Genomic DNA, 25,202 nt, shown 5'->3' on the forward strand with positions numbered 1-25,202 from the left:
CCTAGACACCGGAAGTCAGCCGGGCGCGGGCACGGCGGAGAGGGCCCGGGCAGGGGCGCCGGGATGCGAATCCGTTGCCGGGACGGCCAAGATGAATTAGCCGCCCAAAGATGGAAAGCTGATGGCATGCCCGAATCCAGTTCCGCCGCACCTGTCCCCAACACCCCTTCCGCCGGCACCCCGGCAATCTTCCAGGAAAGGCTGTGGCCGAACGTCTGGATGTGGATCATCGCGGCAGGCGTCTCGAGTGCGGGCATCCTTGTCTTCGCGCCCATCACCTGGGCAGCGGGCTATACAGCCGCTGGAGTGCTGTTCGTCATCATCTCCGTCCTGCTGGTGGTGTCCACCCCGAGCATCGTGGTTACCGGGGATACCCTGACCGTGGGCCGGGCCACCATCGAGCGCCGCTTTATCGGCGCTGTGGAAACCTTTCGTGAGAAGGAAGCCACGGCCCAGCGCGGGACCAGGCTCAACGGCCTTGCCTACCTGTGCATCCGGGGCTGGATCGACCCCGTGGTGCGGATCGAGATTACCGACCCGTCCGACCGGACTCCGTACTGGCTGACCTCTACCCGGCGGCCCGAGGAACTTGCTGCCGCCCTGACCGGTAAGTAACTGAACTGAACTGTCTGCACGCAGTATCGTCCGGGACGCAGCGGGGTCAGCTTTCACATTCCCTGCAGTAGAAGTGGCCGTCCTTTTCCCTGGCGATCTGTGAGCGGTGACGGACCAGGAAGCATGACGCGCAGGTGAATTCGTCGGGCTGCGGCGGGATCACCGTGACCAGCAGTTCCTCGCCGGAGAGGTCGGCTCCGGGAAGCTCGTAGCCTGCGGCGAGGTCGGTTTCGTCCTCTTCCACTACTGCCGTCGGTTTGTCTGTCCGCCGGGACTTCAGTTCCTCCAGGGAATCCTCGTTGAGGTCTTCTTCAGATTTGCGTGGCGCATCGTAGTCGGTGGCCATCTCCGCTCAACCCCGTTTCTTTCGCGTCGGCGGGCTTCACCTTCATAACGCAGCGCGGCTCCGGTTTGTGCCCCGGCGCACAAAGTCCCGGAATATCGCGGCGCGCCCTCGCTCCTCACCCAAAACACCGCCCGCGAGTGGCAGAGTTTCGATTGATAGTAATGCCAGGGTGGAGGATTTGTATGCAGGATCTACGGCTTGTAGGCGTGCACGACGACGGAGTGCATCTCCTGTTGAGCGGTGCCGGCGGCGAGATGTTCCAGCTGCCGATCGATGAAGCACTGCGGGCGGCCAGCCGGTCGACGGCGAAAGCCGTAAGCACGGCTGCGCCCATTGCCATGTCCCCGCGGGACATCCAGGCGCGGATCCGCAGCGGTGCCACCGCTGCGGAGGTGGCAGAGCTTTCGGGGCTTCCGCTCGCCAAGGTGGAGAGGTACGAGGGTCCGGTCCAGGCCGAACGGGAGTACGTGGCCCAGCAGGCGCGGAAGGTTGAAGTGGCATCGCCCTCGCCGGGTCATGACACGTACCGCTCCGTCTTTGGTGAGAACCCTGCCACGCTGAATGACATGGTCAACCACCGCCTCGCAGCCCACGGGATTGAACCGTCCACGGTGCAGTGGGACTCGTGGCGGCGGCAGGACGGCAGCTGGACTGTCGCGGCCAGCTTTGAGCCCAAGAAAACGGGCACGGCAGGCATCGGCGAGGAACCCCCGGCACTCTGGACGTTCAGCCCCGCCCGCAGGGCCCTGCAGAACGCCAACCGGTGGGCCCAGCAGCTTAGCGAACTGGAACCGTTGGACGGTCCTGTCCCCGCCCGCAGGCTGACGGCCGTCTCGGACCGGCCTTTTGACTTCGAAACCGATGCCGAAGCGGCGGCCCGCAATGCCACCGGCCCGCAGCCCGTTCTCCAGGCCGCCAAGGAATCCGATGGGCTCCTGGACATGCTGCGCTCCCGCCGTGGCCAGCGCCTGGGTGTGGACGAGGATGCGGACGATGCCTTGGCGCTGCTGCTGACCCATGGTGTCCCCGCCGCGCATCCCCGCCCGTCTGAGGTTGTAGCCGAACGTCCACACACTCCGGTGGAGGACGCTGCACGGGACACCCGGGACCCGGCTGCCGGTGACGGCACCGAATCGGACAACGCGGCCCCGGCTGCCGCCCTGGATCCCCACACACGCAAGCGAGACGGCCGGCCGTCCATGCTGTCCCGCCTGAGCATGATTCCGCCGCACCGCGGACATGATGACGATCACGACAACCTGAAACTGCACGACGGCGTCAGTACCGACACACGGGAAGTCACCATTGTGGCGTCCCCGGCTCGTCCGCTTCCGCCGGGTGCCCCGGCCGAACCGCCCGTGGAATCCGGGCAGGCCGGTCCGAGCGTGGGCCTGGACGAACTGCTGGGCGGCGGAAGCCCCCGCCGGGCAGCCTATGCGGCCGGCCCAGACGAGTCCGGGTCCGGCGACCACTACAGCGCCGATTCGGACCAGCCGGAGAGGCAGCCGGCCAAGCCGAAGCGGTCAACAGTGCCCAGCTGGGATGAGATCGTCTTCGGGACCAAGCGGGAGTAGGGCTTTAGCGTCCCCGGGCCTTGCCTTCGGCGGTGAAGCACAGGAACGGAACTTCGCGTTCGGCTTTGGTCAGCGAGCCGTGCTGGCCCACCACTTCCATGGCCGCAGGCCGGACCCGGCGCGTGTCGTAAAGGGCCAGGGCGTCCCGGGCGGCGATCATCACGTCACCAATCCGGGGGCCGACGGCCGGGCGCAGCGGCCCAAACAGTCCGCCGGCGATGGCTTCATCCCGGGTGAAGGCCCAGATCCTGGCGCCGAAGCGCGCCCGCCAGGCCTGCAGGAGCCGTTCACGGCCCGCAGCATCGGCGGGGTCCTCCAGGTAGAGGTGCACCATCCGCGGTTCCCCAGCGGTATGCCGCACGCCTTCGATGAGTGAGGTGTCAGCCGCGTAGTCGATGCGTTGCTGTTCCGGTACGTCCAGCATGCCGTGGTCCGCGGTGAGCAGGATGGTGGTGCCGGCAGGAAGCGACGTGCTGAGCCGTTTGACCGTGGCGTCGAGCTCTTCGAGCTGGTGTTCCCACTGTTCGGACTGGCAGCCGTGGCGGTGTCCTGCCTTGTCCAGTTCGTTGACGTAGAAGTACATCAGCGCCGGACCGGCCGCAGCCATGGCTTCGGCGGCGGCCGCGGTGCGGGCGTGGGACGTCACGGCGGACACAAATTCCCCGCCCCGGAGGGCCGCCTGGGTCATGGGCGAGTTGCCGAACTGCGGCAGGCTGACGGTGGTCACGCTGACGGTCTCAGCGGCGCGCTCGAACACTGTGGGGAAGGGCTGCCAGGTACCGGGGTCGACTTTGGCGTCCCAGTTGCCCAGCATGTTGACCACTTTGTCCTGGTCCGGGTCCAGGACGTCGTAGCCCACCATGCCGTGCTGGCCGGGCGGGAGCCCGGTGCCGAAACTGGCCAGGGCCGCGGCCGTGGTGGACGGGAACGTGGAGTCCAGCCACACGGGGATTTCACCCTGCCCCGCCTGCATCACGCCGCGCAGGAAGGGTGTGTGGGCGGACTTCTGCTTCAGCAGGTTCCGGCCGAGGCCGTCGGCCAGGACCACGCAGACGCGCGGTGCGGGCGGCAGGCCAAGGGTGTTGGTGAATCCCGGGACGCCGAGGCTTGCCGCGGCGCTGGTCAGGACCTCGGCGACGGAACGTTGCCCGAACGCGGGAGCGGACGGCAGGTTCTGTGGCCGCGTGATTCCTTCGAAGGGGGCTGCGGAAGCGCTTGTTTTTCCTGAAACCGGCATCTCAGCGCTGGTGCCCGCGGCTGAGCCGGTTGCCGAACACGCCTGTGCGCGGGCGGGGCGGGAGTGTCTGGCCGGAGTGCGGGGCCGGGGTTGTGGAGCCGGTGTTCACGGCCCGCAGGGCGCGGGCGAAGAGTTTGGCGTCCTGTACTGCCTGGGGGCCGTCCGCTTCGGCGCTGATGCGCAGGACGATGTCTTCCTGGGCAATGGTGCCGCTGTAGCCGTGGTCGGCCTCGCACTGGGGATCGCCGCAACTCGCGGGTCCCATGTCCAGCCGCTGGCCGCCGGACCAGGCGATGGCGAGTGTAACCTCCCGGACCGGGTCCGAGGGCTTGTAGTCCTGCGGCTGGGAGTACATGTAGCTGAGAACCACGGAGCGGATCTGGGCCACGGGTACGGACTCGGTGGAGATCTGGGCGACGATCTGTTCGCCGGCTTCATCGAGCTGCTGATCGTCCACATGGGTGATGACCAGCATGTCGGACGTGAGGACCAGCACGGTGATGTGGCGGCGGACCTCGGCCCGGTCAAAGTGGGTTTCGAGGTGCACCAGGTGGGCCACGCATTCGCGGCCGTCCAGGGCGTCGTCTACGACGTCGGCCACCAGGCGCGGGTAGAAGCCGGCCTTTTGGAGGGCGCCGTCCAGGGTCTGGGCCTGGGGCGTGTGGCTGTGTGAGCTGTGGGGTCGGGGTGCCTGGTTGTCATTGCCGGGCGTGGATGGCGTCGACTGGGAAGGCTGTGAGCTCATTCCCCCATTTTCACAGATCAGCCGGGGACATGCTAACCGCGGTCAGCCCAGCATGGCGCGGCGGGCGCTGTCCGTGCGGCGGGCAGCGTTGCCGATCCGGATCTCCGCGGCCAGGATGGACAGGCCCCGGGCGCCGCAGAGGACAGGGTTGAATTCGACCAAGGCTACTTCCGGATGGTTGTCCTTCAGCCAGGCCAGCCGGCCGGCCAGATCCTCCAGGGCCTCCATGTCGACGGCCGGCAGGCCCTGGTAGCCCAGGAGCTTGCGGGCGGCCCGCGGTGCACGGACGAAGTCCCTGACATCCGCGGCGGACAGCGGCGGCACGCGGTGCGCCCAGTCGTCCAGCAGGTTGACGGCGTCACCTGCCAGCCCGAAGGAGATCACTGGTCCAAGCAAAGGATCCTCAATGGCACGGAATGTGCAGGCCTGCCCCACCGGGGCCATGGACTGCACCTCCAGGGAGGACGAACCGTAGGGTGCCAGCGCACGCCGCATCTGAGCGATGTTCCGCCGCAGCGAGTCGGCATCCTCTATGTCCAGGCGCACCCCGCCCAGGTCCAGGCGGTGGCGAAGTGAGGGGTCCGTCGTTTTCAGCGCAACCGGCCAGCCCAGCCGCTCCGCGGCCTCAACTGCCTCGTCCGCGGAATCAAACCGTGCGGATGGCAGCACGGGAATTCCATAGTGTGCCAGAAGTGACGCCGTAGACGCCGGGTCCAGGGCTTTCAGCTCAGCGCCGTGGACATCGCGGAGCAGATCGTCCAGGAGGGCGTCCGCGCTTTCCGGATCGCAGCCTGCGGGTTCCACGAAGTGGCCCGGGTCCCGTGCCAGCCATTCGGAATACCGCACCACGGCGGCGAGCGCCGCCACTGCCGCGCCAGGGTTGGAGAAGCACGGGACAGCGCGCCCTTCGGACCCCACCATCCCTTCGACGTAGATGGAGGCGTCCAGGATGCCGGTAAACGCGGCAATCACCGGCTTGCCGGCGGCCGCGGAGCACTCGGCCAGGACCTCGGCAATGTGGTCAACGGTCAGGCCCCGGACGGGCAGCAGCGCGGCCACCACGGCATGCACGGACTCCGAAGCGAGCGTCTCCTGGAGACTGCGGCGAAGGGCCGGCAGGGCGAGGGACATCCCGGCCTCAAGATTCACGTCCGTGACGATGCCGTCCACGGCCAGGCCATGCGCTTCGGCGGCGTCGGCCACCACTTTGCCCAGCGCCTGGGAGTTGCTGAAGATCGTCAGGCGGGGCCCTGCGGGCAGGGGCTGGCCCGCCACGATCTGGGTGACGTCCATCAGCTCTTCGATGGTCTGGACCCTGATGACGCCGGACTGGCGCATCATCGCGTCCAGTGCCCCGGCGGGCGCCTGCGTGGTCCGGACGGCGTGGCCGGGCGGCAGCCGCAGTCCCATGGTTTCGGACTTGGCGACCACCACCGGCTTGGTGCGGGCGAGCCGCCGGGCGATCCGGGAGAATTTGCGGGGGTTTCCGATCGACTCCAGGTACAGGCCCACTGCGGTGGTGTCGGCGTCGTCCTCCCAGAACTGCATCATGTCGTTGCCGGAAACGTCAGCCCTGTTACCGGAGGAGAGGAAGGTGGAGAGTCCCAGCCGCCGCCGGCTTGACGCCGCGTAGAGGGAAACTCCGATAGCGGCCGACTGGCTGAACAGCCCCAGTCCGCCGCGCCGCGGCATGGCGGGCGCCATTGACGCGTTGAGCATCACGGCCGGGTGGGTGTTGACGATTCCCAGCGACGCCGGCCCGATCACGCGCATGCCGTTGGCCCGCGCTTTCCGGACAAGGTCCCGCTGCCGTGCCAGGCCGCGTTCGCCGTCGTCCGCGAAACCGGACGATGCGATCACCAGCCCCTTGACTCCTGCCGCGGCGCAGTCGTCCACCACCCCCGGTACTTCCTCATACGGAACGGCAATGACGGCTAGCTGCACCGGGTCCGGGACCTCGGACAGGCGGCCGTAGGACATCATGCCGGCCAGTTCCAGGGCCTCGGGGTTGATGGCGTAGACCGGCCCGGCAAAGCCGCCCTCGATGACATGTTCGAGCAGCTGGTGCCCCACGGTCCCCCATTTGCGGCTGGCGCCGATGACCGCAACGGACGACGGCGTCAGCAGGTCCCGGACGCTCCTCGCCTCCGCGCGGTGCTCGCGTGACTCCATGACGGCCCGCGATTTTTCGGTGGGGCCGATGTTGAACTCCAGGCTCACCACACCGTCATCGAAATGGCGTTTGACGTCGTAGCCGGCGTCAGCGAAAACCATGAGCATTTTGCGGTTCTCCGGCAACACTTCGGCGGTGAACCGGCGGATGCCGTTTTCGTGCGCGGCCGCGGCGAGGTGCTCCAGGAGGATGGAGCCGAGTCCCCTGCCCTGGTGGGCGTCGGAGATGTTGAAGGCGACCTCGGCCTCAGTGGGGTCATCGAGCCTGTCGTAGCGGCCGATTCCCAGGATTTCGCCGCCGAAGGTGATGACCAGCGCCACCCGGTCCTTGTAGTCCACTTCCGTGAAGCGTTTGAGCTCCTTGCTGGACAGCCGGGCTTTGAAGGTGAAGAACCGCATGTAGATTGAGTTCTGCGACTGTCCGGCGTGGAAGGCCTGGACGGCGTCCGCATCGCTGGGGTGAATGGGCCTCAGGTGCGCGGTGCCGCCGTCACGGAGCACGACATCGGCTTCCCAATGTTCCGGATATTCGCCGTCCCCGGGCTGATCCACCATAGGCTTAGCCTAACCACAAACTGACGGCGCAGGCCCAGCCGTTTAGCCTCGGAGCAGGAAACTGCCAAAAAAACCTGCGCTCATCCAGAGCACCACCAGTTACCCAGAAGGATCCACCAGCCCCATGGCCCGCCGCCAAAGCCCAGCCCCTGCGGGGGAAGCCACCCAGGACTTCGTCGAAAACATCGTGGACATCGATGTCACGTCCGAGATGGAAGGTTCCTTCCTGGAGTACGCCTATTCGGTGATCTACTCCCGGGCCTTGCCGGACGCCAGGGATGGACTCAAGCCGGTGCAGCGCCGGATCCTGTACATGATGAGCGAGATGGGCCTCCGCCCGGACCGCGGCCATGTCAAGAGTGCGCGCGTGGTGGGCGAGGTGATGGGTAAGCTCCACCCCCACGGCGATACCGCCATCTACGACGCCATGGTGCGCATGGCCCAGGATTTCTCGCTGCGGCTGCCGCTCATTGACGGCCACGGCAACTTCGGCTCGCTCGACGACGGGCCGGCGGCTCCCCGGTACACCGAAGCCCGCCTCGCCGCGGCGGCTTTGACGCTGACGGACCACCTCGACGAAGACGTGGTGGATTTTGTCCCCAACTACGACAACCAGCTGACCCAGCCGGACGTGCTGCCGGCAGCGTTTCCCAACCTGCTGGTCAACGGCGCCACGGGCATCGCCGTCGGCATGGCCACCAACATGGCCCCGCACAACCTGGTGGAGGTCATCTCCGCCGCGCGGCATCTGATCGCGCACCCGGACGCCACGCTGGATGACCTCATGCGGTTTGTTCCCGGTCCGGACCTGCCCACGGGCGGCCGCATCGTGGGCCTTGACGGGATCCGTGACGCCTACGCCACGGGCCGGGGTTCCTTCAAGACCCGGGCCAAGGTGGAGGTCGAGCAGCTTTCCGCGCGGCGCACCGGCCTGGTGGTCACGGAACTGCCGTACATGGTGGGCCCGGAGAAGGTGATCGAGAAGATCAAGGATGCGGTCAACAGCAAAAAACTGACCGGCATCAGCGACATTGTTGACCTCACGGACCGCAAGCACGGCCTGCGCCTGGTCATCGAACTGAAGAACGGGTTCAACCCGAACGCCGTTCTCCAGCAGCTGTACCGCTACTCCCCCATGGAAGACTCCTTCGGCATCAATAACGTGACGCTGGTGGACGGCCAGCCGCAGACGCTCGGGCTCGTGGCTCTGCTGTCCGTCTACGTCGGCCACCGCATCGACGTGGTGCGCCGCCGCACGTCCTACCGGCTGGGGAAGAAGAAGGACCGCCTCCATTTGGTCGAGGGCCTCCTCATCGCCATCGTGGACATCGACGAGGTCATCCAGATCATCCGCTCCTCGGATGAGGTCCCGGCAGCACGCGAACGGCTGATGTCCATCTACGACCTCACCGAAATCCAGGCCAACTACATCCTGGAACTGCGGCTCCGCCAGCTGACCAAGTACTCACGGATTGAGCTGGAGAAAGAACAGGACGAGCTGCGCCGCGAGATTGCAGAACTCGAAGCCATCCTCGGCTCGGAGCAGCGGCTGCGCGAACTCGTGTCCGCCGAACTCGGCGACATCGCCGAAAAGTACGGCACACCCCGCCGGACCGTCCTGCTTGAATCGGAGGCCGTCTCCCCGACCGTCGCCGCCCTGGCCGCGGCCCCCGGCCGGAACGGCAAAGCAGCCCCGCTGGCCCTGGAGATCGCGGACGATCCCTGCTGGGCGATCCTGACAGCCTCCGGGCAGATCGCGCGGACCTCCAACCAGGAACCGCTCACTGAAGCGGGTCCCCGTACCCGGCACGACGTCTTCCGCTCGGTGGTCAAGACTTCCGCCCGCGGTGAGATCGCCGCTGTCACTTCGCAGGGGCGGATGCTGCGGCTCCAGGTCATGGACATGCCGGTCCTGCCGCCGATGTCCGGCCTGCCCAACCTTGCCGGCGGTGTCCCGGCGAAGGACTTCATCACCCTGCTCAAAGGTGAAGCGCTGGTGGGGTTCGCGCCGCTGGATGAAGTCCTGGCCATCGGCACCGCCCAGGGTGTGGTCAAACGGGTCCAGCCGGACTACCCCCTGAACCGTGAGGACTGGGAAGTGATTGCGCTCAAGGACAAAGACGTGGTGGTGGGCGTGGCCCCGGCCGGGTCCGAGGACACCGACCTCGTGTTTTTGACGCGGGAAGCGCAGCTGCTCCGGTTCAGCGCCGCCAACGTCCGCCCGCAGGGCAGGACGGCAGGCGGCATGGCCGGCATCAAACTCGGCACGGGAGACCATGTGATCTTCTTCGGTGCCGTGGCGCCCGACGATGACGCCGCCGTCGTGGTCACCATCGCCGGTACCGACGGCGCCCTGCCGGGGACCGCGCCCGGTGCAGCCAAGGTGACGGCCTTCGCCGAATACCCTGCCAAGGGCCGCGCCACAGCCGGTGTCCGCGCCCACAGGTTCCTCAAGGGTGAAGACACGCTGCTGCTCGGCTGGGCGGGGCACGGACCGGCCAAGGCATCTTCACTGGCCGGTGTTGCCAGGTCGCTGCCGCAGGAACACGGCAGGCGTGACGGGTCGGGGATTCCCCTGTCCCAGGCCGTGGACCTGGTGGGCCCTGGCATGGCGCGGACGGATCCGTCCTAGACTGCTGCCATGCCTATCATTCCTGATCAGAAGGACTGGACCTGGGTGCTCTCGCGGCCGTGCCCGGAGTGCTCCTTCGATGCTTCCACGGTCACCCCGTCCACCGTGCCGGGCACCGTGGAAAGCATGCTGCCACGCTGGCGGGCCGTCCTCCGCCGGCCTGAGGTGACAGAACGCCCGGACGAGGACACGTGGTCGGCCCTGGAGTATGCCTGCCATGTCCGCGATGTTTTTGCCCTGTTCGACCAGCGGCTGAACCTGATGCTCGAATCCGAGGACGCGCGGTTCGCGGACTGGGACCAGGACCTCACCGCCGTCGAGCAGGACTACGCCAATGCCGATCCTGCGGTGGTCAGCGCCGAACTGACGGCCGAGGGCGAGCAGATCGCTGCGTCGTTCGCGGGCGTCCGCGAGTCGGAATGGGGCAGGAAGGGCCTGCGCAGCAACGGCTCGGAGTTCACTGTCCTGACGCTGGCACAGTACTTCCTGCACGACGTGGTCCATCACCTCCACGATGTGGACGGCTGAGTCGTGGACGGCTGACTACAGCGCCTTGTCCCAGGCCATGCTTTGGTTGACCGCGCGGTAACCCATCTTGGTGTACAGGGCCAGGGCTCCGGTGGGATTCTCCGAATCGACATCCAGTGATGCAACGTGCATTCCGGCAGCCGTGAAACGGCGCATGGCATCGGCCAGCAGCGCCTGGGCGATGCCGCGTCCCCGGTATTCCCGCCGTACCCCGAGCAGCTCGGTGTAGCCTTCGCGGTATCCGCGCTGGACCGCGATGTCCGGATCGTGGCTTGCGAGCTGGTAAGCGGCCACCTCACCGGTAGCGCTGTCCAGGACGACGGCGCTGAGGTCCGGACGCGCCTGCGGGTTGCTTACGGTGAAGGACCAGGATTCCTCGTCGCGCGGTTCGCTGCCCCAATGGTCGAGGAAGGACGCATTGTGTGCCAGCCGGACCTGTTCGTGCAGCTCCGGCGCCATGGCGGCCAGCTCCAGTCCGCGGTCCAGGACGGCAGCGGGCAGCGGCTGGTCCAGTGGCCTGTGCATTTCATTGAAATACCGGACCACCGTATAGCCGCCTGTTTCCAGCAGCCGGGCCTGGTGACCGTGCTGCTGCTCGGTCCCGATCCTGAGGCGGGGCGGTCCCTGCGCCGGGCTGCCGGCAGCGTCGTCGGCGAACCGCTCCCGGGTCCGTTCCTCCAGCCAGCCAAGCAGTGCCGTTCCCACGCCGCGGCGCTGCCACGCCGGGTCAACGCACCCAAAGCCGTGTGCTTTGTCCCCGCCCGGGTTTTTCGAGATCCTGGCATAAGCGCGGATGACGCCGTCGCCGTCCACGCCGAGGACCGTGTGGCTGGCCACGGGGTTCTTCCGGGAGGCAACGTGCTGCTGCAGGTCCGCTTCCCGCTCGTACCAGACGGGGGTCTCGACGGCGGCGGTCCGGGCGATCAGTGCCGCCCACGCCGGGACGTCGGACGCTGCTGCCGGCCGCCACTGCAGTTGCGGAAAGTCCACCCTTGGCTCCTGGTTCATGGCAACAGGCTATGCCATGAGGCGGTGACATCCGGCGAAGGCATCCAGCGAAGACACCCGGCCATCGAACCGGCCTAGCGGACGCTCTCTTCCGGTTGCAGAAGCCGCGCCTTGCCCGCGGCACCGGTCAGTGACGCTGGGGACAAGTCCAGGAGCGTGTCGGCCGGGTTGATGTCGGCCGGGTTGTGGGTGACCATAACCACCGTCCGGTCCTTGAGGCCGGCGCGCAGGTCAGCCAGCATGTCCCGGCCTGCTTCCGCGTCCAGGTGGGCCGTGGGCTCGTCCAGCAGGATCACCTCGGCGCCTGTCAGGATGGTCCGGGCCACGGCAAGCCGCTGCCGTTCGCCGCCGCTGAGGAATGAGCCGCCCGGACCGATCCGGGTGTCCAGCCCGGCCGGCAGCCGCGACACCAGGGCATCGAGGCCGACGGCGGTCAACGCCGCTGCCAGCTCGGCGTCACCGCTGCCGGGAGTCCCGGAGCCCGGCGTGCCAGGGCCCGCTGTGCCGGAGCCGCCGCCGGCGGTGGCGCCACCGGACGAAGTGTCCTTCCTGCCCGCCGGGAGGCCCAGCAGCAGGTTGCCGCGAAGGGTCGAATCGAACAGGTGTGCCTCCTGCGGGCACCAGGCTGCCGTGCCGGTCACCGCGGCCCGGCCGGTCGAGGCCGGAAGGAAGCCGAGCAATACGGCGAGCAGGGTGGACTTGCCGGAGCCGGACGGGCCGGTGACTGCCAGCCAGCTGCCTGGCCCGGCCGTGGCCGACACACCGGCGAACACCGGCGCACCGCCCGGCCACGCCGCACTGAGCTGTGTCAGCTCCACGCCGGGAACCGCACCCGGGCGGGACGGAACCGCATGGATACCGTCGACTTCCGCGGCGTCCGCTGCGCCGGAGGCAGCTGTCCCCGAATCCGCGGTACCCGAATCCGAAGTTCTGGAATCCGCGGTGCCGGCATCCAGCACGCCGGATTCGGCCACCCTCCGCATGACTGCACGCAGCGCGGGGTACTGGCGGACCGCCGTCGTCATGGCGGCGTAGGGTTCCACCAGGGCCAGCTGCAGGAGCACGATGACCGCAGCCGTGGCGGGCTCCATGGTGCCGGCGATGACCTGGGGCGCGGTCAGCACGGCCGCGGCCAGGGCCGCCGTTCCGCAGGCCGCCACCGTGATGGCCTGGCCAAGGCCTTCGGCCCAGGCAGAGCGCTGCGAGGCTCTGGTGGCCGCACGGTCCTCGGCACGGAGCGCGGCAAGCACTGCCGCGGCGATGCCGTTGGCGTGCAGTTCAGCCCTCGCGTCCAGGGCGGCGGAGGTGCGGCGAAGGACGCCGGCCCGCAGCCGCTGTTCAGCGGTGGCCGAGCGGCGGTCGCCCCACAGCGCCGCCAGGGGCGCCCCTATCAGGCTCAGTCCGGCCGCGATGGCAACGGCAGGCAGTGCGGCCGGGGCCACCAGCGTTGTGGCCAGGAGCGCAGAGCCGCCCACGGCGAGCGCCGTGACGGGCGGCAGCACAACGCGCGGAAGCAGGTCCCGGACGGTATCGACGTCGTCAATCACCGTGCCGAGGACGTTGCCGCCCTGCAGGAGCCGCCGCAGCGACAACGCCTTCCGGCTCAGGGATTCCCACAGCCGGCCCCGGAGCCGGGTGAGGGCCCCAAAGACGGCGTCATGGAGCAGAAGCCGTTCCCAGTAGCGCAGGACGGCCCGGCCGATGCCGAAGAACCGCACGCCGACGATGGCCGTGAGCAGGTACAGGATGGGTGGCTGCTCGCTGGCCCTGATGATCAGCCAGCCGGAGAGCCCGGACAGGGCCATGGCGAAGATGGCGGCAAAGGTCCCGACGACCGCTGCGGCGGTGAACCGGCCCGCGACGGGTGCCAGTAGCCCGGCCAGAAGCCGGTTTGTACGCACAGCCCGTGTACCGGTCACCGGCTGGAGTGCGTGCGGGGCAGCCGCGGGGCTGTGATGGTTCCCGGAGCCATCCTCCGCTGCACTGTCCTGGCCCGGGTGCTGCCCGGCGGGGCCCGGCATTCCGGTGACGCCGGACGGTGCCGTGACGCCGCGGGCAGAGACGGGCACCACATGGTCAGCCAGTTCGCGAGTCTGTTGATCGTGGGCCACCAGGATGACAGTGACCTGTCCCCGGAGCGCACGGATTGAGTCCTGCACCAGCGCCGCCGACGCGCCGTCCAGGTGGGCGGTCGGCTCGTCAAGCAGCAGGACGGTGGCCCCCGCACGCAGCCGCGCCAGCCCACGCGCCAGCGCCACGCGGCGCAGCTCCCCCGGGCTCAGTTCAGCCGGATGGTGGCGGGCCAGGTGGCCCGCAGCAGCCGCGGCCAGGCATTCCCGGGCGGTTTCCTCAACCAGCCGCTCGTCCGCGCCGGCCGCAGCAGCTCCTGCCCGGCGGTTGCCTGTTCCGCCACCCACGTACAGGATGATCTCGTCGAGGACGGATTCCGCGACCATGACCGGGTGCTGCGGAACCCATGCAACGGACTCACGGTCCAGTCCGGCAAGACGCCCGGCCACAGCAGTTCCGTCGCCGTCGCCCATGGTTCCGGCCAACACACCAAGGACAGTGCTCTTGCCCGCACCGCTGGGCCCGTCCAGCGCCGTGATCTGACCCAGCGGGGCGGTAAAGCTCAGGGGCCCGACGGCGGCAGCGGACCGTCCTGCATACGTGACCGTGAGGCCGGTGACCACCACTCCCGGCGGGGCGGGCGCGGTGAGGCGGCCGCCGTCGTCGTGCGCTGCAACGGCAGCCGCGGCATCCGCGGCCGGTTCCACACCATCGGCAGGCAGCGGCTGCGGTTCGGGCGCATCGGTGACCGCCCGCGTGGCGGCCAGTGCCGCCCGGCCGTCATCGCTGGCGTGGTGCGCAGTGCCCAGCTCACGGAGCGGAAGGTAGCAGTCCGGGGCCAGGATGAGGGCCAGCAGGCCTGCTTCGAGGGCCATGTCACCGTGCACCAGGCGGACGCCGATGAAAACGGCCACCACAGCCACCGAGATGGTGGCTATGAGTTCCAGGGCGAGCGCGGACAGGAACGCGGTGCGCAGCGTCCCCATGGTCCGGGAACGGTATTCCTCGGAAATCTCCTCAAGGGCCTTGCGCTGCGATGTGGCACGGCCCAGGCCCACCAGGACGGGCAGTCCCTTGGCCAGCTCCAGCATGTGGGCGGACAGGCGGGTGAGTGTTTCCTGGGCTTCGCGGACGTGGTCCTCGGTGTACCGGCCGATCAGCACCATAAACAGCGGGACGAGCGGAACAGTCAGCACAACCACCACGGCGCTGACCCAGTCAGCGAAGAGGATACGCGCCCCGAGCAGCAGCGGGATCGTGGCACAGTTCACGAGGGCCGGAAGGAACTGCGTGTAATAGCTGTCCAGCGCATCAAGTCCCCTTGTGGCCAGGACCGCCAGGCCGCCGTCGGCAGGACCGGTGCTGCGGGCACCGTTCCGCAGGGCGCGTGCCAGCAGCTCTGACCGGAGTTCCTCCTTGATGCCCAGGGCTGCGCGGCGCGCGGCGATGCCCTGCGCCCACACCGTGGCGGACCTCAGGACAACGCCGGCCAGCCCCCAGGTCAGCTGGTCCTGCCACGAGCCGTTGCCGGTGGCCAGGCCGGCGAGCATCGCAGCCACCGCCTGCCCCATCAGGACCAGGGAGAGGGCCTTCAGTGCTGCGAGCAGGCCGAGCCAGTAGATGGCGGAACGGGTGGCCGGTCCGGCAGGAAAATCCGGGCGCAAACCGGGTCAGCCCTTTGTGGTGAAGGCCCTGACGGCGATGGCCGGCAGGAAACTGTGGGCGGCGGGAATGTGGGCGGCGCTGACACGGCGGCGGAACACCCAGTACGTCCATGCCTGGTAGACGATCACCAGGGGCAGGCCCACGGCGGCCACCACGCTCATCAGTCCGAGCGTGTAGTCGGAGGACGAGGCGTTGGCGATGGTCAGGTCGAACGCCGGGTCAAGCGTCGAGGGCAGCACCACCGGGAACACTGCGCCGAAGATGGATGCGCTGCCCAGGAGGAGGAAGGCCCCCATCGCGATGAATGCCCTGCCTTCAGCTCCGCGGCGTGCCAGGAACCAGGAGGCCACGGCCGCCACGACCGCAACAAGCACCGCCGCCCACGTCCACGGCTTGCCTTCCAGGAACTGGATGGTCAGTGCCCAGGCCGCGATGGGAAGCAACAGGACCGGCAGGAGCCGGACAAACCAGGCGCGGGCACGGTGCCGCACGTCGCCGTCGGTCTTCAGGGCCAGGAATGCCAGGGCATGCAGCAGGGAGAACCCCACCACGGCAAGCCCGCCCAGGACGGCGTATCCGCTGAACCAGGCCATGGCACCGCCTTCACGGTCGCCGTTGGCGTTCAGCGGCAGGCCGGTGGTGGTCAGCGCAAGGGCAGCGCCCACACCGAACGCGGCGAAGAAGGAACCCAGCGCAATGGCCCAGTCCCAGCGGGTGCGCCAGCTGGCGCTGTCCACCTTCCCGCGGTATTCGAAAGCCACCGCACGGAAAATGAGGGCCACCAGCACCACCAGAAGCGGGAGGTAGAGGGCGGAAAACAGCGATGCGTACCAGAGCGGGAATGCCGCGAAAGTGGCGGCCCCGGCCGTGATCAGCCAGACCTCGTTGCCGTCCCAGACCGGACCAACAGTGTTCAGCAGTACCCTGCGCTCGGTATTGTTCCGGGCGAACAGCTTCATCAGCATTCCTACGCCGAGGTCAAAGCCTTCAAGGAAGAGGTAGCCGGTCCAGAGCACCGCGATGACGATGAACCAGATAGTGGGCAGCAGTTCCATCTCGAATATCCTCTGCTCTTCTTAGTAGGCGAATGCCAGGACGTCGTCCGCGGACTTTGTGGTTCCGGTGCCATCGGGTCCCGGCGTGGCGTCTTCGTTTTCGTCCACGGGGGCATGCGCCAGTTCCGGCATGGCGGACACCACGCCGCCGCGGACGTACGTGACGAGGAGTTTGACCTCCACCACCAGCAGAGCGGCATAAACGAGGGTCAGCACGATCAGGGAGGTCAGCAGTTCACCGGCCGAGACTCCGGGCGACACTGCGGCCGCGGTGAACATAAACACCTGGTCAATGCCGTTCAGGTCCGGGTTCGGTGCCACCACGAATGGCTGCCGGCCCATTTCGGTAAAGATCCAGCCCGCGGCGTTGGCGCCGAAGGGGGCCAGGATGCCGAACACTGCCAGGCGCATCAGCCACGGCGATGCGGGGACGGTGCCCTTCCTCGTCAGCCAGAGCGCCACCAGGGCGGCCAGCGCGGCCAGGCCGCCGAAGCCGATCATCATCCGGAAGCCCCAGTACGTAACTTCCATGACCGGGACGTACTCGATTTCCTGGCCGGCCCGCTCGCCGTAGATCGGGCTGTCCGGCAGGTGCGTTCCGTAATCGGCCTTGTACTGGTCCAGGAGACCGTTGACGCCCCTGACCTCGGTGGTGAAGTCGCCGTTGGCGAGGAAGGACAGGATGCCGGGGATCTCGATCACGGCAACGATGTCATCGCAGTTCTTGGACCCCAGGTTTCCGACGCTGAGGACCGAGAAACCGGTGCCGTCATGGCAGGCGCCCTCGGCCGCGGCCATCTTCATGGGCTGCTGCTCGAACATGAGCTTTCCCTGCAGGTCACCCGTGAGGGAGGTTCCGGCGAAGGAGATCATGGCGACGACCGCACCGATCCGCAGTGAGCGGATCCAGACGTTGTAGTCGGTCCGGTCGCGGCCGGGAATGGCCGCTTCCCCGGGAACAACCTTGCCGTCGGGCCCGATGGTGTCGATGCCGTCCTTGCGCCGGCGCCAGAGGTGGTACCAGGCGATGCCCAGGAGGAAGCCGCCGGCTACGGCCAGCGCTCCCATCAGCGTGTGCGGGAAGGCCACCAGTGCGGTGTTGTTGGTGAAGACGGCCCAGGCGTCCGTCATGACGGGCCGCCCGTCGATGATTTCTGCGCCGACGGGGTGCTGCATCCAGCTGTTGGCCACGATGATGAAGTAGGCGGAAAAGACCGAGCCGATGACCGCGATCCACAGGCAGGCGAGGTGGATGGCGGGCTTTAGCTGCTTCCAGCCGAAGATCCACAGTCCCAGGAAGGTGGACTCAACGAAGAACGCCAACAGCGATTCGAGGGCGAGCGGAGCCCCGAAGACATCACCCACGAACCGGCTGTATTCGCTCCAGGCCATGCCGAACTGGAACTCCTGGACGATGCCGGTGGCTACGCCCATGATGAAGTTGATCAGGAACAGCTTGCCCCAGAACTTGGTCATCCTGAGGTATTCGTCCTTGCCGGTGCGATGCCAGATTGTCTGCATCACGGCCACCACCAGGCCAAGCCCGATGGTGAGGGGCACCATCATGAAGTGGTAGACGGTGGTGATGCCGAATTGCCAGCGTGCGATTTCCAGAGCTTCCACAGCAGTCCCTCGGGTTGGCGTTCAACTCTTCTACGGTTTGTAGAACAATAACTTCTACAGAGTGTAGAACACCGCCGGGGGCAGTGTTAAACCAAGAGTTCCAGCTCACAACGGCTTCCACAAGGCGGCGGCGCGCCAGGTGTTCTACCGTACGTAGAAACTCAGCAAAAAAACAGGTAAATTTGGTTATGTATCTGTAGCGATCATGTGCAGGCACCGCGGCGACCAGCCGCCGGATGCGGAAATAAGAAGGATGTAGGCAATGGCAAGTCTTGGGGAACTGGAACGGGCAGTGATGGATCTGCTCTGGGCGGGCCACGAAGCAGCCACCGCAAATACCCTGCGTGACAAACTGGCAACAACCACCGAGGCAAAAGGGGACGCCGCAGGCCATGAAGGCAAGGAACTTGCCGTCACCACGGTGCTCACCGTCCTCTCACGGCTGGAGAAGAAGGGCCTTGTTGAGCGGGAGCGCGGCACCAGGCCGCACCGCTACCAGGCTGTTTCCAGCCGGGAAGAACACACTGCCGAACTGATGCACGAAGTCCTGGGCTCCGCCCCGGACCGTGAGGCGGTCCTGGCACGGTTCATCGGGTCCGTTACGGAAAGTGAAGCCGAAACACTTCGCAAACTGCTCGGCCACGTCTAGCGGGCCATGTTCTGGACCTCATACCTGCTGGCGGTCCTTGCGATAGTCCTGGCGTGGCCAGTGCCTGTCTTTCTTTCCCGCGCCCAGTGGCCTGCCCGGTCGCCGTTTACCGCGATGCTCCTCTGGCAGGCCATTGCCCTCGCCGGCGGGCTGTCCATGATCGGGGCCATGCTGGTTTACGGCCTCGAGCCGGTGGGCGACAACCTCATCGCCGGCCTGCGGGCACTCGCAGGAATGGTGCTCTTTAACGCGCCCACCACGGCCCTTGGTTTCTGGCACCTGTTTGCCCTCTCCGCAGCAGCCCTGCTGACCGCACACCTCGTCTTCACCCTGCTGCTGACGTATTACAAGATCCAGCGGCAGCGGCGGCGGCACCGTGAACTGCTGGCGCTCCTGGCCTCACCTTCCGCGGAAGGGACGGGCACCGTGGTGATCAGCCACGACTCACCGGTGGCCTACTGCCTCCCCGGCGGCGCGCGGTCCGTCACTGTGCTTTCGGACGGCCTGATGGCCGCCCTTGAACCGGCCGAACTGCGGGCCGTGCTCAGCCATGAGAATGCCCACCTCAACCAGCGCCACCACCTCCTGCTGTGGGCCTTCGCAGCCTGGCGTCAGGCACTCCCCTGGCTTCCCACCACCCGGCTGGCCCAGGAATCAGTCAACTCACTGATCGAGATGCTGGCCGACGACGTAGCGCTGAAGACTGAGAGCAAGGCAACGCTCATCAAGGCAATCGCGATTGTGGCCAGCGGTTCAGCCGGCGGAGGTTTTCCGCCCGGCGGCCAGGCCGGCCTTGCACTGGAGGGACTGGAAACGGCGGCCGGTGTCACCGGCTCGGACTCGTTCCGCACCACGGCTTCGCGCGTCAGCCGGCTGCTCTCGCCCCGGCCCCCGCTGTCGGCGGTTGCCCGCGGTGCAGTGCTGGCGTGCTGCGTGCTGCTCCTTGCCGTGCCCACGGCGCTGCTGATCGTGCCCGGCCTGCTGGGCTGACACAGCCGGGCCGTTGGGCGTTTGCGGAGCAGTCGATGGATCAGGCTGACCCTGCCGCCGGTCAGGCGTCGATGCGTTCCCGGTCCAGGCTGGAGGCACCGGCGATGATGAAGTCCTTGCGCGGGGCGACGTCCGAGCCCATCAGCAGGTCAAACGTGTCCTCTGCGTGCTTGGCGTTCTCGATGCCCACCTTGCGCAGGGTCCGGTGGCGCGGATCCATGGTGGTCTCCGCGAGCTGTTCCGCATCCATTTCACCCAGGCCCTTGTACCGCTGGATCGGTTCCTTGTAGCGCTTGCCTTCCTTGGCGAGCCGGGCCAGCAGCACATGAAGTTCGGCCTCGGAGTAGGTGTAGATCATCTCGTTGGCTTTCTGGCCCGCGTTGATCACTTCAACCCGGTGCAGCGGCGGGACGGCGGCGAAAACGCGGCCCTCGTCGATCATCGGCCGCATGTACCGGAAGAACAGGGTCAGCAGCAGCGTCCGGATGTGGGCGCCGTCGACGTCGGCGTCGGTCATCAGAATGACCTTGCCGTACCGTGCGGCGCTGATGTCGAAACTGCGGCCCGAACCAGCACCCACCACCTGGATCAGGGCCGCGCATTCCGCGTTGGAGAGCATGTCCCCCACGGAAGCCTTCTGGACATTCAGGATCTTGCCGCGGATGGGCAGCAAAGCCTGGAAGTCCGAGGACCGGGCCAGCTTGGCCGTACCCAGCGCTGAGTCACCTTCGACGATGAACAGCTCGGAGCGTTCGACGTCGTCCGTCCGGCAGTCAGCGAGCTTGGTGGGCATGGAGGACGTTTCCAGTGCATTCTTGCGCCGTTGGGTCTCCTTGTGGACGCGCGCGGAAATGCGGGACTTCATCTCGCTGACGATCTTTTCGAGCAGCAGCGCCGAGTGGGCCTTGTCGTTGCGGTTGGCGGAATTCAGCTTCGCCGTGATCTCCCGCTCCACCACCTTCGACACGATGGCCCGCACAGCGGAGGTGCCGAGGATTTCCTTGGTTTGACCTTCGAACTGCGGCTCGGCCAGGCGGACGGTCAGGACTGCCGTTAGCCCCGCGAAGATGTCATCCTTCTCGATTTTGTCGTTGCCCGCCTTGAGCTTGCGGGCATTGGCCTCCACCGCTTTACGGAAGGTCTTGACCAGGGCCTGCTCGAAGCCCGACTGGTGGGTTCCGCCCTTGGGGGTGGAAATGATGTTCACAAAGGTGCGGACCGTGCTGTCATAGCCGATGCCCCAGCGCAGGGCCACATCCACTTCGCAGTCGCGCTCCACTTCGGCGAGCTGGCTGTGGCCGCGCTCATCGAGGACCGGGACGGTTTCCTTGAACTTCCCTGAACCGTGGAGCCGCCAGACGTCGGTGACGGCGGGATCGGCGGCGAGGAATTCGACAAATTCGGAGATGCCGCCGTCGTGGTGGAAAACCTCCTCGTGGGGACCCGCTTCGCCGGGGGTGCCGGCGAGCCGGCGCTCATCGCGGACAGTCAGCTTGAGGCCCGGCACCAGGAAGGACGTCTGCCGTGCCCGGGCAGCAAGTTCGTCATACGAGAACTTCGCGTCAGGGGTGAAGATCTGGCGGTCTGCCCAGTAGCGGATCCGCGTTCCGGTCACGCCCCGTTTGGCCTTGCCCACCACGTCGAGCACGGAGCCGTCCACGAACGGGGCAAACACCGCTGCCGGGTCAATCTTGCTGCCCTGGTCCTGGAAGCGTCCGGGTTCACCGCGCCGGAAGGACATCTTGTAGGTCTTGCTGCCGCGGTCCACCTCGACGTCGAGGCGGGCGGACAGCGCGTTAACCACGGAGGCACCTACGCCGTGCAGGCCGCCGGAGGCGGTATAGGAGCCGCCGCCAAACTTGCCGCCGGCGTGCAGCTTCGTGAAGACCACCTCGACGCCGGTAAGGCCCGTCTTGGGTTCCACGTCCACGGGAATGCCACGGCCGTCGTCGTGGATTTCCACCGAGTTGTCCGCGTGCAGGATGATTTTGATGTCGTGACCGAAGCCCGCCAGCGCTTCATCCACAGAGTTGTCGATGATCTCCCACAGGCAGTGCATCAGGCCGCGGGAGTCGGTGGAGCCGATGTACATGCCGGGGCGCTTGCGGACGGCTTCGAGGCCTTCCAGGACAGAAAGGTGCCGGGCGGTGTAATCAGAACTTGGTGCCACGGGTTGTGAACTCCTTCAGTGACGGAACATCTGGCGCTGCGGACGCACGTTCAAGCCTAGTCGGAGCGGCAGCGGGGAGCCTCCTGCCACACCTCACCGAGGCTGTGGGCAGGGCCACTCGTAATGGTTCCGTGACACAAACCTGAGTCTTGAGACGTTCTTGTGGCTACGCGGACAGCGAACTTGACCCGTCCTTGCAATGGGTTTGATACGAATGCTGGTTATATAGACATACAGATCTACTAAGGAGGCCGACATGACTACAGCAGTGGCAGACCGCACACTCAACGCACTGGACCGGTGCGATCGTTGCGGGGCTCAAGCATACGTCCGCGTTGTACTCGAGACCTCCGGCGGTGAGCTGCTCTTCTGCGGCCACCATGCCCGTGCAATCGAGGCGACGCTCAGGCCGTTGAGCTCCGATTGGCACGATGAGACAGGCAGGCTTCACGAGAAGGCTCCCGTAGCCGTCGACTGACCTGACAAGCACAAGAACAGGACCTCCTCCCTTCGGGAGGGGGTCCTGTTCTGCGTTCAGCCCCAAGCCGGGTCAGACCCGGTGGGGGCCCTGACCGTAGTACACAAAAGAAACGCGGAGTCAGTTCCGGCCCGTGCATCCGAAAATGCCGGGCGGGAGCTGACCCCGCGTTGCGTGGCCCTGATCTAGTCCAGGTAGTCCCGGAGCACCTGCGACCGCGAGGGGTGGCGGAGCTTGGACATGGTCTTGGACTCTATCTGGCGGATACGCTCACGCGTGACGCCGTAGACCTTGCCGATTTCGTCTAAAGTCTTCGGCTGGCCGTCAGTCAGGCCGAAGCGCATGGCCACCACACCGGCTTCGCGTTCGGAGAGCGTGTCAAGCACCGAGTGCAGCTGTTCCTGCAGCAGGGTGAAGCTCACGGCGTCGGCGGGAACCACGGCCTCGGAGTCCTCAATGAGGTCACCGAACTCGGAGTCGCCGTCCTCGCCAAGGGGGGTGTGGAGGGAGATCGGCTCGCGGCCGTACTTCTGGACTTCGACGACCTTTTCCGGGGTCATGTCCAGTTCAAGGGCAAGCTCCTCGGGCGTGGGTTCGCGGCCGAGGTCCTGCAGCATCTGGCGCTGGACGCGGGCCAGCTTGTTGATGACTTCCACCATGTGCACCGGGATACGGATGGTGCGCGCCTGGTCGGCCATGGCGCGGGTGATGGCCTGGCGGATCCACCACGTGGCGTACGTGGAGAACTTGAAGCCCTTGGTGTAGTCGAACTTCTCCACTGCACGGATCAGGCCAAGGTTGCCTTCCTGGATCAGGTCAAGGAAGAGCATGCCGCGGCCCGTGTAGCGCTTCGCCAGCGAAACCACGAGGCGGAGGTTGGCTTCGAGCAGGTGGTTCTTGGCACGCTTGCCGTCGTGGATGACAAACTCAAGCTCACGCTTGAACTTGGGGTCCATCGAACCGTCGTCGGCGTTGATCTTCTCTTCGGCAAAAAGGCCGGCCTCGATACGGAGTGCGAGATCGACTTCCTGCTCGGCGTTGAGCAGCGCGACCTTACCAATCTGCTTGAGGTAGTCCTTAACAGGGTCTGCCGTGGCGCCGGCGGACATTACCTGCTGGACAGGGGCATCGTCGTCATCGGCATCCGAGTAGACAAAACCCTTGCCCGTGGCTGCTGAAGCGGCCTTGGCGACGTCGATTTCGCCGTCATCGACGGCGTCGGCGCCTTCGAGGATGATGTCATCGGGATCTTCGATATCATCCTCATCGGAATCCGATGCGCCACGCGCGGCTTTACCGGCAGCTTCGGCAGCAGCTTTGGCGCCGGGCTTGGGCCCGCGCTTCTTGGGCTCAGGCTTGCCGTCCACGGCGCTGTCACCGGTGGCGTCCTTGACGGCTTTGTTGGCTGCCCGCGTTGCTGCTCGCTTAGCGTTCGTTGCAGCCTGCTTCTCCTCAGGGGACAAGTCCTGGGCGGCGGGATCCTTCTTCGCGGAAGACGGGGTCACAGAAAACCTTTCTAGCGGCGGTCTGTGGAATCACCATACGGGCAACACCACTATGACCCTGTCAAGTCCGTGATCAACATCAGGTGCGACCACGGCCGGCAGAGTCTACAAGTAGAACTGCCGGGGCGGCTGTAATGTTCCCGAAAGGGCACTATTACACGCACTTGATACACGGACCCAACCGGGTCTCGGCAACCATTGTCTCACGGTTTTCCCTGACCGGGCTCAAGACGCTGCAGGACCTAGGCCGCGTCAGGTTCGAAGCGCCGCCACGCGGCCTCCTTCCGTGCAGCCCAGCCGCAAAGGGTTCCACGCCGCACCAGTTCCAGCATGAGTTCCGCCAACCGGTAGCCCGGAACGTCCTCGAGCGCCTGCCCGAGATAGGCGGCAGCGTAGGATCCACGGCCCCGGCACCAGGCAATCCAACCCCTTCCGGTCAGCGCAGCAGCACCCGGCAGCCCGCCGTAGGCCGAGAGTTGTGCCATGACGGCATCCAGGGTGTTCAGTCTGTCCCACGCGGGAATATACGGCTCGAGCCCCAGCAGGACCTCGCCATACCCGGGAACGTCCTGCCCGGCAGAGGTCTCTATCCGGGCGGCGTCCCCACTGCCCGGGCAGAGGCCGGCGACGGCAGCTTCTGCTCTGCTGGTGCCGTCGGCTTCACCAGCGGTCCCGTGGCCCGGGCGGACAGGTCCCACCGGCGCCAGGGCACTGCCGGGTTCGAAGATGCCGAAGGCTTCGGCTCCCGCCAAGGCCGCAGGTGTCCCGGCCGCAGCCATGACCAGGACTGCATCGCGCCAGGCCGGCACACTGAGTGAGGCACGGAGGAACGCTACATCGTTTGCCGGCAGCAGGTGCCCGGCATCGTTGGTCAGCACGGACTCCCACAGGTCCAGGAGGATGCCGAACTGTTCACGGCTCCCCCGGCGCCGGTCCAGTTGCGCCGCCCACGCCGCCTCCGACGCCAACACTGCGGCGCGTTCGTCGTCGGACACCGCGGCCACCGGACGGGTTCCGTTCTCCGGCGACGGCCCCACACTGCTGCCGCGGTAGACCATCTCGGCATTCAGCATGCTGTCCCGGATGGCCTGAACGGACTTGCCCCGGGCCGGGCAGCACGACAGGTCAGTGCAGTGGGCATCGCGCCAGTAGGTGTCTCCCACGTACCAGGCGTCCCGTACGGTCATCCCCGAGGCACCGAGGCGGGCTTCCAAGGCGTCAAGCAGCCCCTGGTACGTTCCGGGCTGTTCGGACCAGCCGTCGTTGGTGAAGATGGCCAGCAGTGCGCCGTCGGCATTTATGTCCGCCGCAAGGTAGTCGCGCACAGTCCGGGCGTAGGCGCGCGGGTCAGCAAGGGTTGCCGGGCCGGGGAGGTCAAGCCGGAGCGTGGCCCCCAGCCGTTTACCGTGCATGGTCATAGCCACCAGGCTGTCTGCCGGCCAATAGCCCAGGGAATGTGGAATGAACCCGAGGATGTCTTCAGGGCTCCGGACGGTCAGGTGTTCTGGAGGTTTCATGACTCCAGCCTTCGCGCATCTGCGTCGGGGCTGAAGCGCCAACATCCGCTATGTGAACAACCCGCGCC

18 protein-coding genes are annotated in these 25,202 nt (G+C 66.8%); 7 read left to right on the forward strand and 11 right to left on the reverse strand.

Features of this window, described 5'->3' with window-relative positions; genetic code table 11:
• Positions 1-126 precede the first annotated feature (126 nt).
• Positions 127-615, forward strand: a complete 489-nt coding sequence (locus GUV69_RS06465) for a DUF3093 domain-containing protein (RefSeq protein WP_164200747.1) — start codon at positions 127-129, stop codon at positions 613-615.
• A gap of 46 nt (positions 616-661) precedes the next feature.
• Here GUV69_RS06465 and GUV69_RS06470 read toward each other — a convergent pair whose 3' ends face one another.
• The gene (locus GUV69_RS06470) at positions 662-961 is read right to left on the reverse strand and encodes a DUF4193 domain-containing protein (RefSeq protein ID WP_164200749.1); all 300 of its coding nucleotides are present in this window, start codon (positions 959-961) and stop codon (positions 662-664) included.
• A 182-nt stretch (positions 962-1,143) separates the two neighbouring features.
• Between GUV69_RS06470 and sepH the strand changes: the two genes are divergently transcribed.
• Positions 1,144-2,535 (forward strand): septation protein SepH, encoded by a 1,392-nt coding sequence (gene sepH, locus GUV69_RS06475; RefSeq protein ID WP_164200751.1) that lies wholly within the window; start codon positions 1,144-1,146, stop codon positions 2,533-2,535.
• A 4-nt stretch (positions 2,536-2,539) separates the two neighbouring features.
• On the opposite strand, the gene GUV69_RS06480 is transcribed toward sepH, so the two are convergent.
• From GUV69_RS06480 to GUV69_RS06490, 3 genes are read right to left on the reverse strand one after another with little or no spacing between them, the layout of a single operon-like run.
• Entirely contained in the window at positions 2,540-3,772 is a 1,233-nt protein-coding gene (locus GUV69_RS06480; protein WP_164200753.1) for an alkaline phosphatase family protein, read from the reverse strand.
• Position 3,773: 1 nt separating this feature from the next.
• Complete coding sequence (locus GUV69_RS06485) at positions 3,774-4,517, reverse strand: DUF5998 family protein (protein ID WP_164200755.1); 744 nt, start codon at positions 4,515-4,517, stop codon at positions 3,774-3,776.
• 42 nt (positions 4,518-4,559) lie between these two features.
• The gene (locus GUV69_RS06490) at positions 4,560-7,244 is read right to left on the reverse strand and encodes a bifunctional acetate--CoA ligase family protein/GNAT family N-acetyltransferase (RefSeq protein ID WP_164200757.1); all 2,685 of its coding nucleotides are present in this window, start codon (positions 7,242-7,244) and stop codon (positions 4,560-4,562) included.
• A gap of 124 nt (positions 7,245-7,368) precedes the next feature.
• Here GUV69_RS06490 and GUV69_RS06495 point away from each other — a divergent pair, with 124 nt between their 5' ends.
• Together GUV69_RS06495 and GUV69_RS06500 are read left to right on the forward strand one after the other, a co-directional pair.
• Positions 7,369-9,876: a DNA gyrase/topoisomerase IV subunit A gene (locus GUV69_RS06495; RefSeq protein ID WP_164200759.1), complete on the forward strand. Its 2,508-nt coding sequence runs from the start codon at positions 7,369-7,371 to the stop codon at positions 9,874-9,876.
• A 9-nt stretch (positions 9,877-9,885) separates the two neighbouring features.
• The gene (locus GUV69_RS06500; protein WP_164200761.1) at positions 9,886-10,404 is read left to right on the forward strand and encodes a DinB family protein; all 519 of its coding nucleotides are present in this window, start codon (positions 9,886-9,888) and stop codon (positions 10,402-10,404) included.
• Between the two features lie 15 nt (positions 10,405-10,419).
• Here the strand turns inward: GUV69_RS06500 and GUV69_RS06505 are convergent, their stop codons facing one another.
• From GUV69_RS06505 to GUV69_RS06520, 4 genes are all read right to left on the reverse strand, one after another.
• Positions 10,420-11,412 carry a GNAT family N-acetyltransferase gene (locus GUV69_RS06505; protein ID WP_164200763.1) on the reverse strand — a complete coding sequence of 331 codons (993 nt, stop codon included), beginning with the start codon at positions 11,410-11,412 and terminating at the stop codon, positions 10,420-10,422.
• Positions 11,413-11,486: 74 nt separating this feature from the next.
• Entirely contained in the window at positions 11,487-15,146 is a 3,660-nt protein-coding gene (cydD, locus tag GUV69_RS06510) for a thiol reductant ABC exporter subunit CydD (RefSeq protein WP_164200765.1), read from the reverse strand.
• 6 nt (positions 15,147-15,152) lie between these two features.
• Positions 15,153-16,202, reverse strand: a complete 1,050-nt coding sequence (cydB, locus tag GUV69_RS06515) for a cytochrome d ubiquinol oxidase subunit II (protein WP_164200767.1) — start codon at positions 16,200-16,202, stop codon at positions 15,153-15,155.
• 21 nt (positions 16,203-16,223) lie between these two features.
• Entirely contained in the window at positions 16,224-17,825 is a 1,602-nt protein-coding gene (locus GUV69_RS06520) for a cytochrome ubiquinol oxidase subunit I (protein WP_164200769.1), read from the reverse strand.
• A 262-nt stretch (positions 17,826-18,087) separates the two neighbouring features.
• Between GUV69_RS06520 and GUV69_RS06525 the strand changes: the two genes are divergently transcribed.
• Together GUV69_RS06525 and GUV69_RS06530 are read left to right on the forward strand one after the other, a co-directional pair.
• A complete protein-coding gene (locus GUV69_RS06525) occupies positions 18,088-18,474 on the forward strand; it encodes a BlaI/MecI/CopY family transcriptional regulator (protein WP_164200771.1) in 387 nt (128 codons plus the stop codon).
• Positions 18,475-18,480: 6 nt separating this feature from the next.
• Positions 18,481-19,464, forward strand: a complete 984-nt coding sequence (locus GUV69_RS06530) for a M56 family metallopeptidase (protein WP_164200773.1) — start codon at positions 18,481-18,483, stop codon at positions 19,462-19,464.
• Between the two features lie 61 nt (positions 19,465-19,525).
• Here GUV69_RS06530 and GUV69_RS06535 read toward each other — a convergent pair whose 3' ends face one another.
• Positions 19,526-21,634: a DNA gyrase/topoisomerase IV subunit B gene (locus tag GUV69_RS06535; protein WP_164200775.1), complete on the reverse strand. Its 2,109-nt coding sequence runs from the start codon at positions 21,632-21,634 to the stop codon at positions 19,526-19,528.
• A gap of 256 nt (positions 21,635-21,890) precedes the next feature.
• Between GUV69_RS06535 and GUV69_RS06540 the strand changes: the two genes are divergently transcribed.
• Positions 21,891-22,112: a DUF7455 domain-containing protein gene (locus tag GUV69_RS06540; protein ID WP_164200777.1), complete on the forward strand. Its 222-nt coding sequence runs from the start codon at positions 21,891-21,893 to the stop codon at positions 22,110-22,112.
• Between the two features lie 185 nt (positions 22,113-22,297).
• Here the strand turns inward: GUV69_RS06540 and GUV69_RS06545 are convergent, their stop codons facing one another.
• Together GUV69_RS06545 and GUV69_RS06550 are read right to left on the reverse strand one after the other, a co-directional pair.
• On the reverse strand, positions 22,298-23,617 hold the full coding sequence (locus GUV69_RS06545) for an RNA polymerase sigma factor (protein ID WP_164200778.1): 1,320 nt from the start codon (positions 23,615-23,617) through the stop codon (positions 22,298-22,300).
• 242 nt (positions 23,618-23,859) lie between these two features.
• Positions 23,860-25,134 (reverse strand): DUF4192 domain-containing protein, encoded by a 1,275-nt coding sequence (locus GUV69_RS06550; RefSeq protein WP_164200780.1) that lies wholly within the window; start codon positions 25,132-25,134, stop codon positions 23,860-23,862.
• Positions 25,135-25,202 lie beyond the last annotated feature (68 nt).

Source organism: [Micrococcus luteus] ATCC 49442, assembly GCF_010367585.1.
In the GTDB taxonomy this organism is placed as follows: domain Bacteria; phylum Actinomycetota; class Actinomycetes; order Actinomycetales; family Micrococcaceae; genus Arthrobacter; species Arthrobacter luteus_A.

Excerpts from the sequence above, each read along its gene's own strand:
- GUV69_RS06465 (WP_164200747.1), top strand. The coding sequence starts at position 127 with ATGCCCGAATCCAGTTCCGCCGCACCTGTCCCCAACACCCCTTCCGCC.
- GUV69_RS06470 (WP_164200749.1), bottom strand. The coding sequence starts at position 961 with ATGGCCACCGACTACGATGCGCCACGCAAATCTGAAGAAGACCTCAAC.
- sepH (WP_164200751.1), top strand. The coding sequence starts at position 1,144 with ATGCAGGATCTACGGCTTGTAGGCGTGCACGACGACGGAGTGCATCTC.
- GUV69_RS06480 (WP_164200753.1), bottom strand. The coding sequence starts at position 3,772 with ATGCCGGTTTCAGGAAAAACAAGCGCTTCCGCAGCCCCCTTCGAAGGA.
- GUV69_RS06485 (WP_164200755.1), bottom strand. The coding sequence starts at position 4,517 with ATGAGCTCACAGCCTTCCCAGTCGACGCCATCCACGCCCGGCAATGAC.
- GUV69_RS06490 (WP_164200757.1), bottom strand. The coding sequence starts at position 7,244 with ATGGTGGATCAGCCCGGGGACGGCGAATATCCGGAACATTGGGAAGCC.
- GUV69_RS06495 (WP_164200759.1), top strand. The coding sequence starts at position 7,369 with ATGGCCCGCCGCCAAAGCCCAGCCCCTGCGGGGGAAGCCACCCAGGAC.
- GUV69_RS06500 (WP_164200761.1), top strand. The coding sequence starts at position 9,886 with ATGCCTATCATTCCTGATCAGAAGGACTGGACCTGGGTGCTCTCGCGG.
- GUV69_RS06505 (WP_164200763.1), bottom strand. The coding sequence starts at position 11,412 with ATGAACCAGGAGCCAAGGGTGGACTTTCCGCAACTGCAGTGGCGGCCG.
- cydB (WP_164200767.1), bottom strand. The coding sequence starts at position 16,202 with ATGGAACTGCTGCCCACTATCTGGTTCATCGTCATCGCGGTGCTCTGG.
- GUV69_RS06525 (WP_164200771.1), top strand. The coding sequence starts at position 18,088 with ATGGCAAGTCTTGGGGAACTGGAACGGGCAGTGATGGATCTGCTCTGG.
- GUV69_RS06530 (WP_164200773.1), top strand. The coding sequence starts at position 18,481 with ATGTTCTGGACCTCATACCTGCTGGCGGTCCTTGCGATAGTCCTGGCG.
- GUV69_RS06540 (WP_164200777.1), top strand. The coding sequence starts at position 21,891 with ATGACTACAGCAGTGGCAGACCGCACACTCAACGCACTGGACCGGTGC.
- GUV69_RS06550 (WP_164200780.1), bottom strand. The coding sequence starts at position 25,134 with ATGAAACCTCCAGAACACCTGACCGTCCGGAGCCCTGAAGACATCCTC.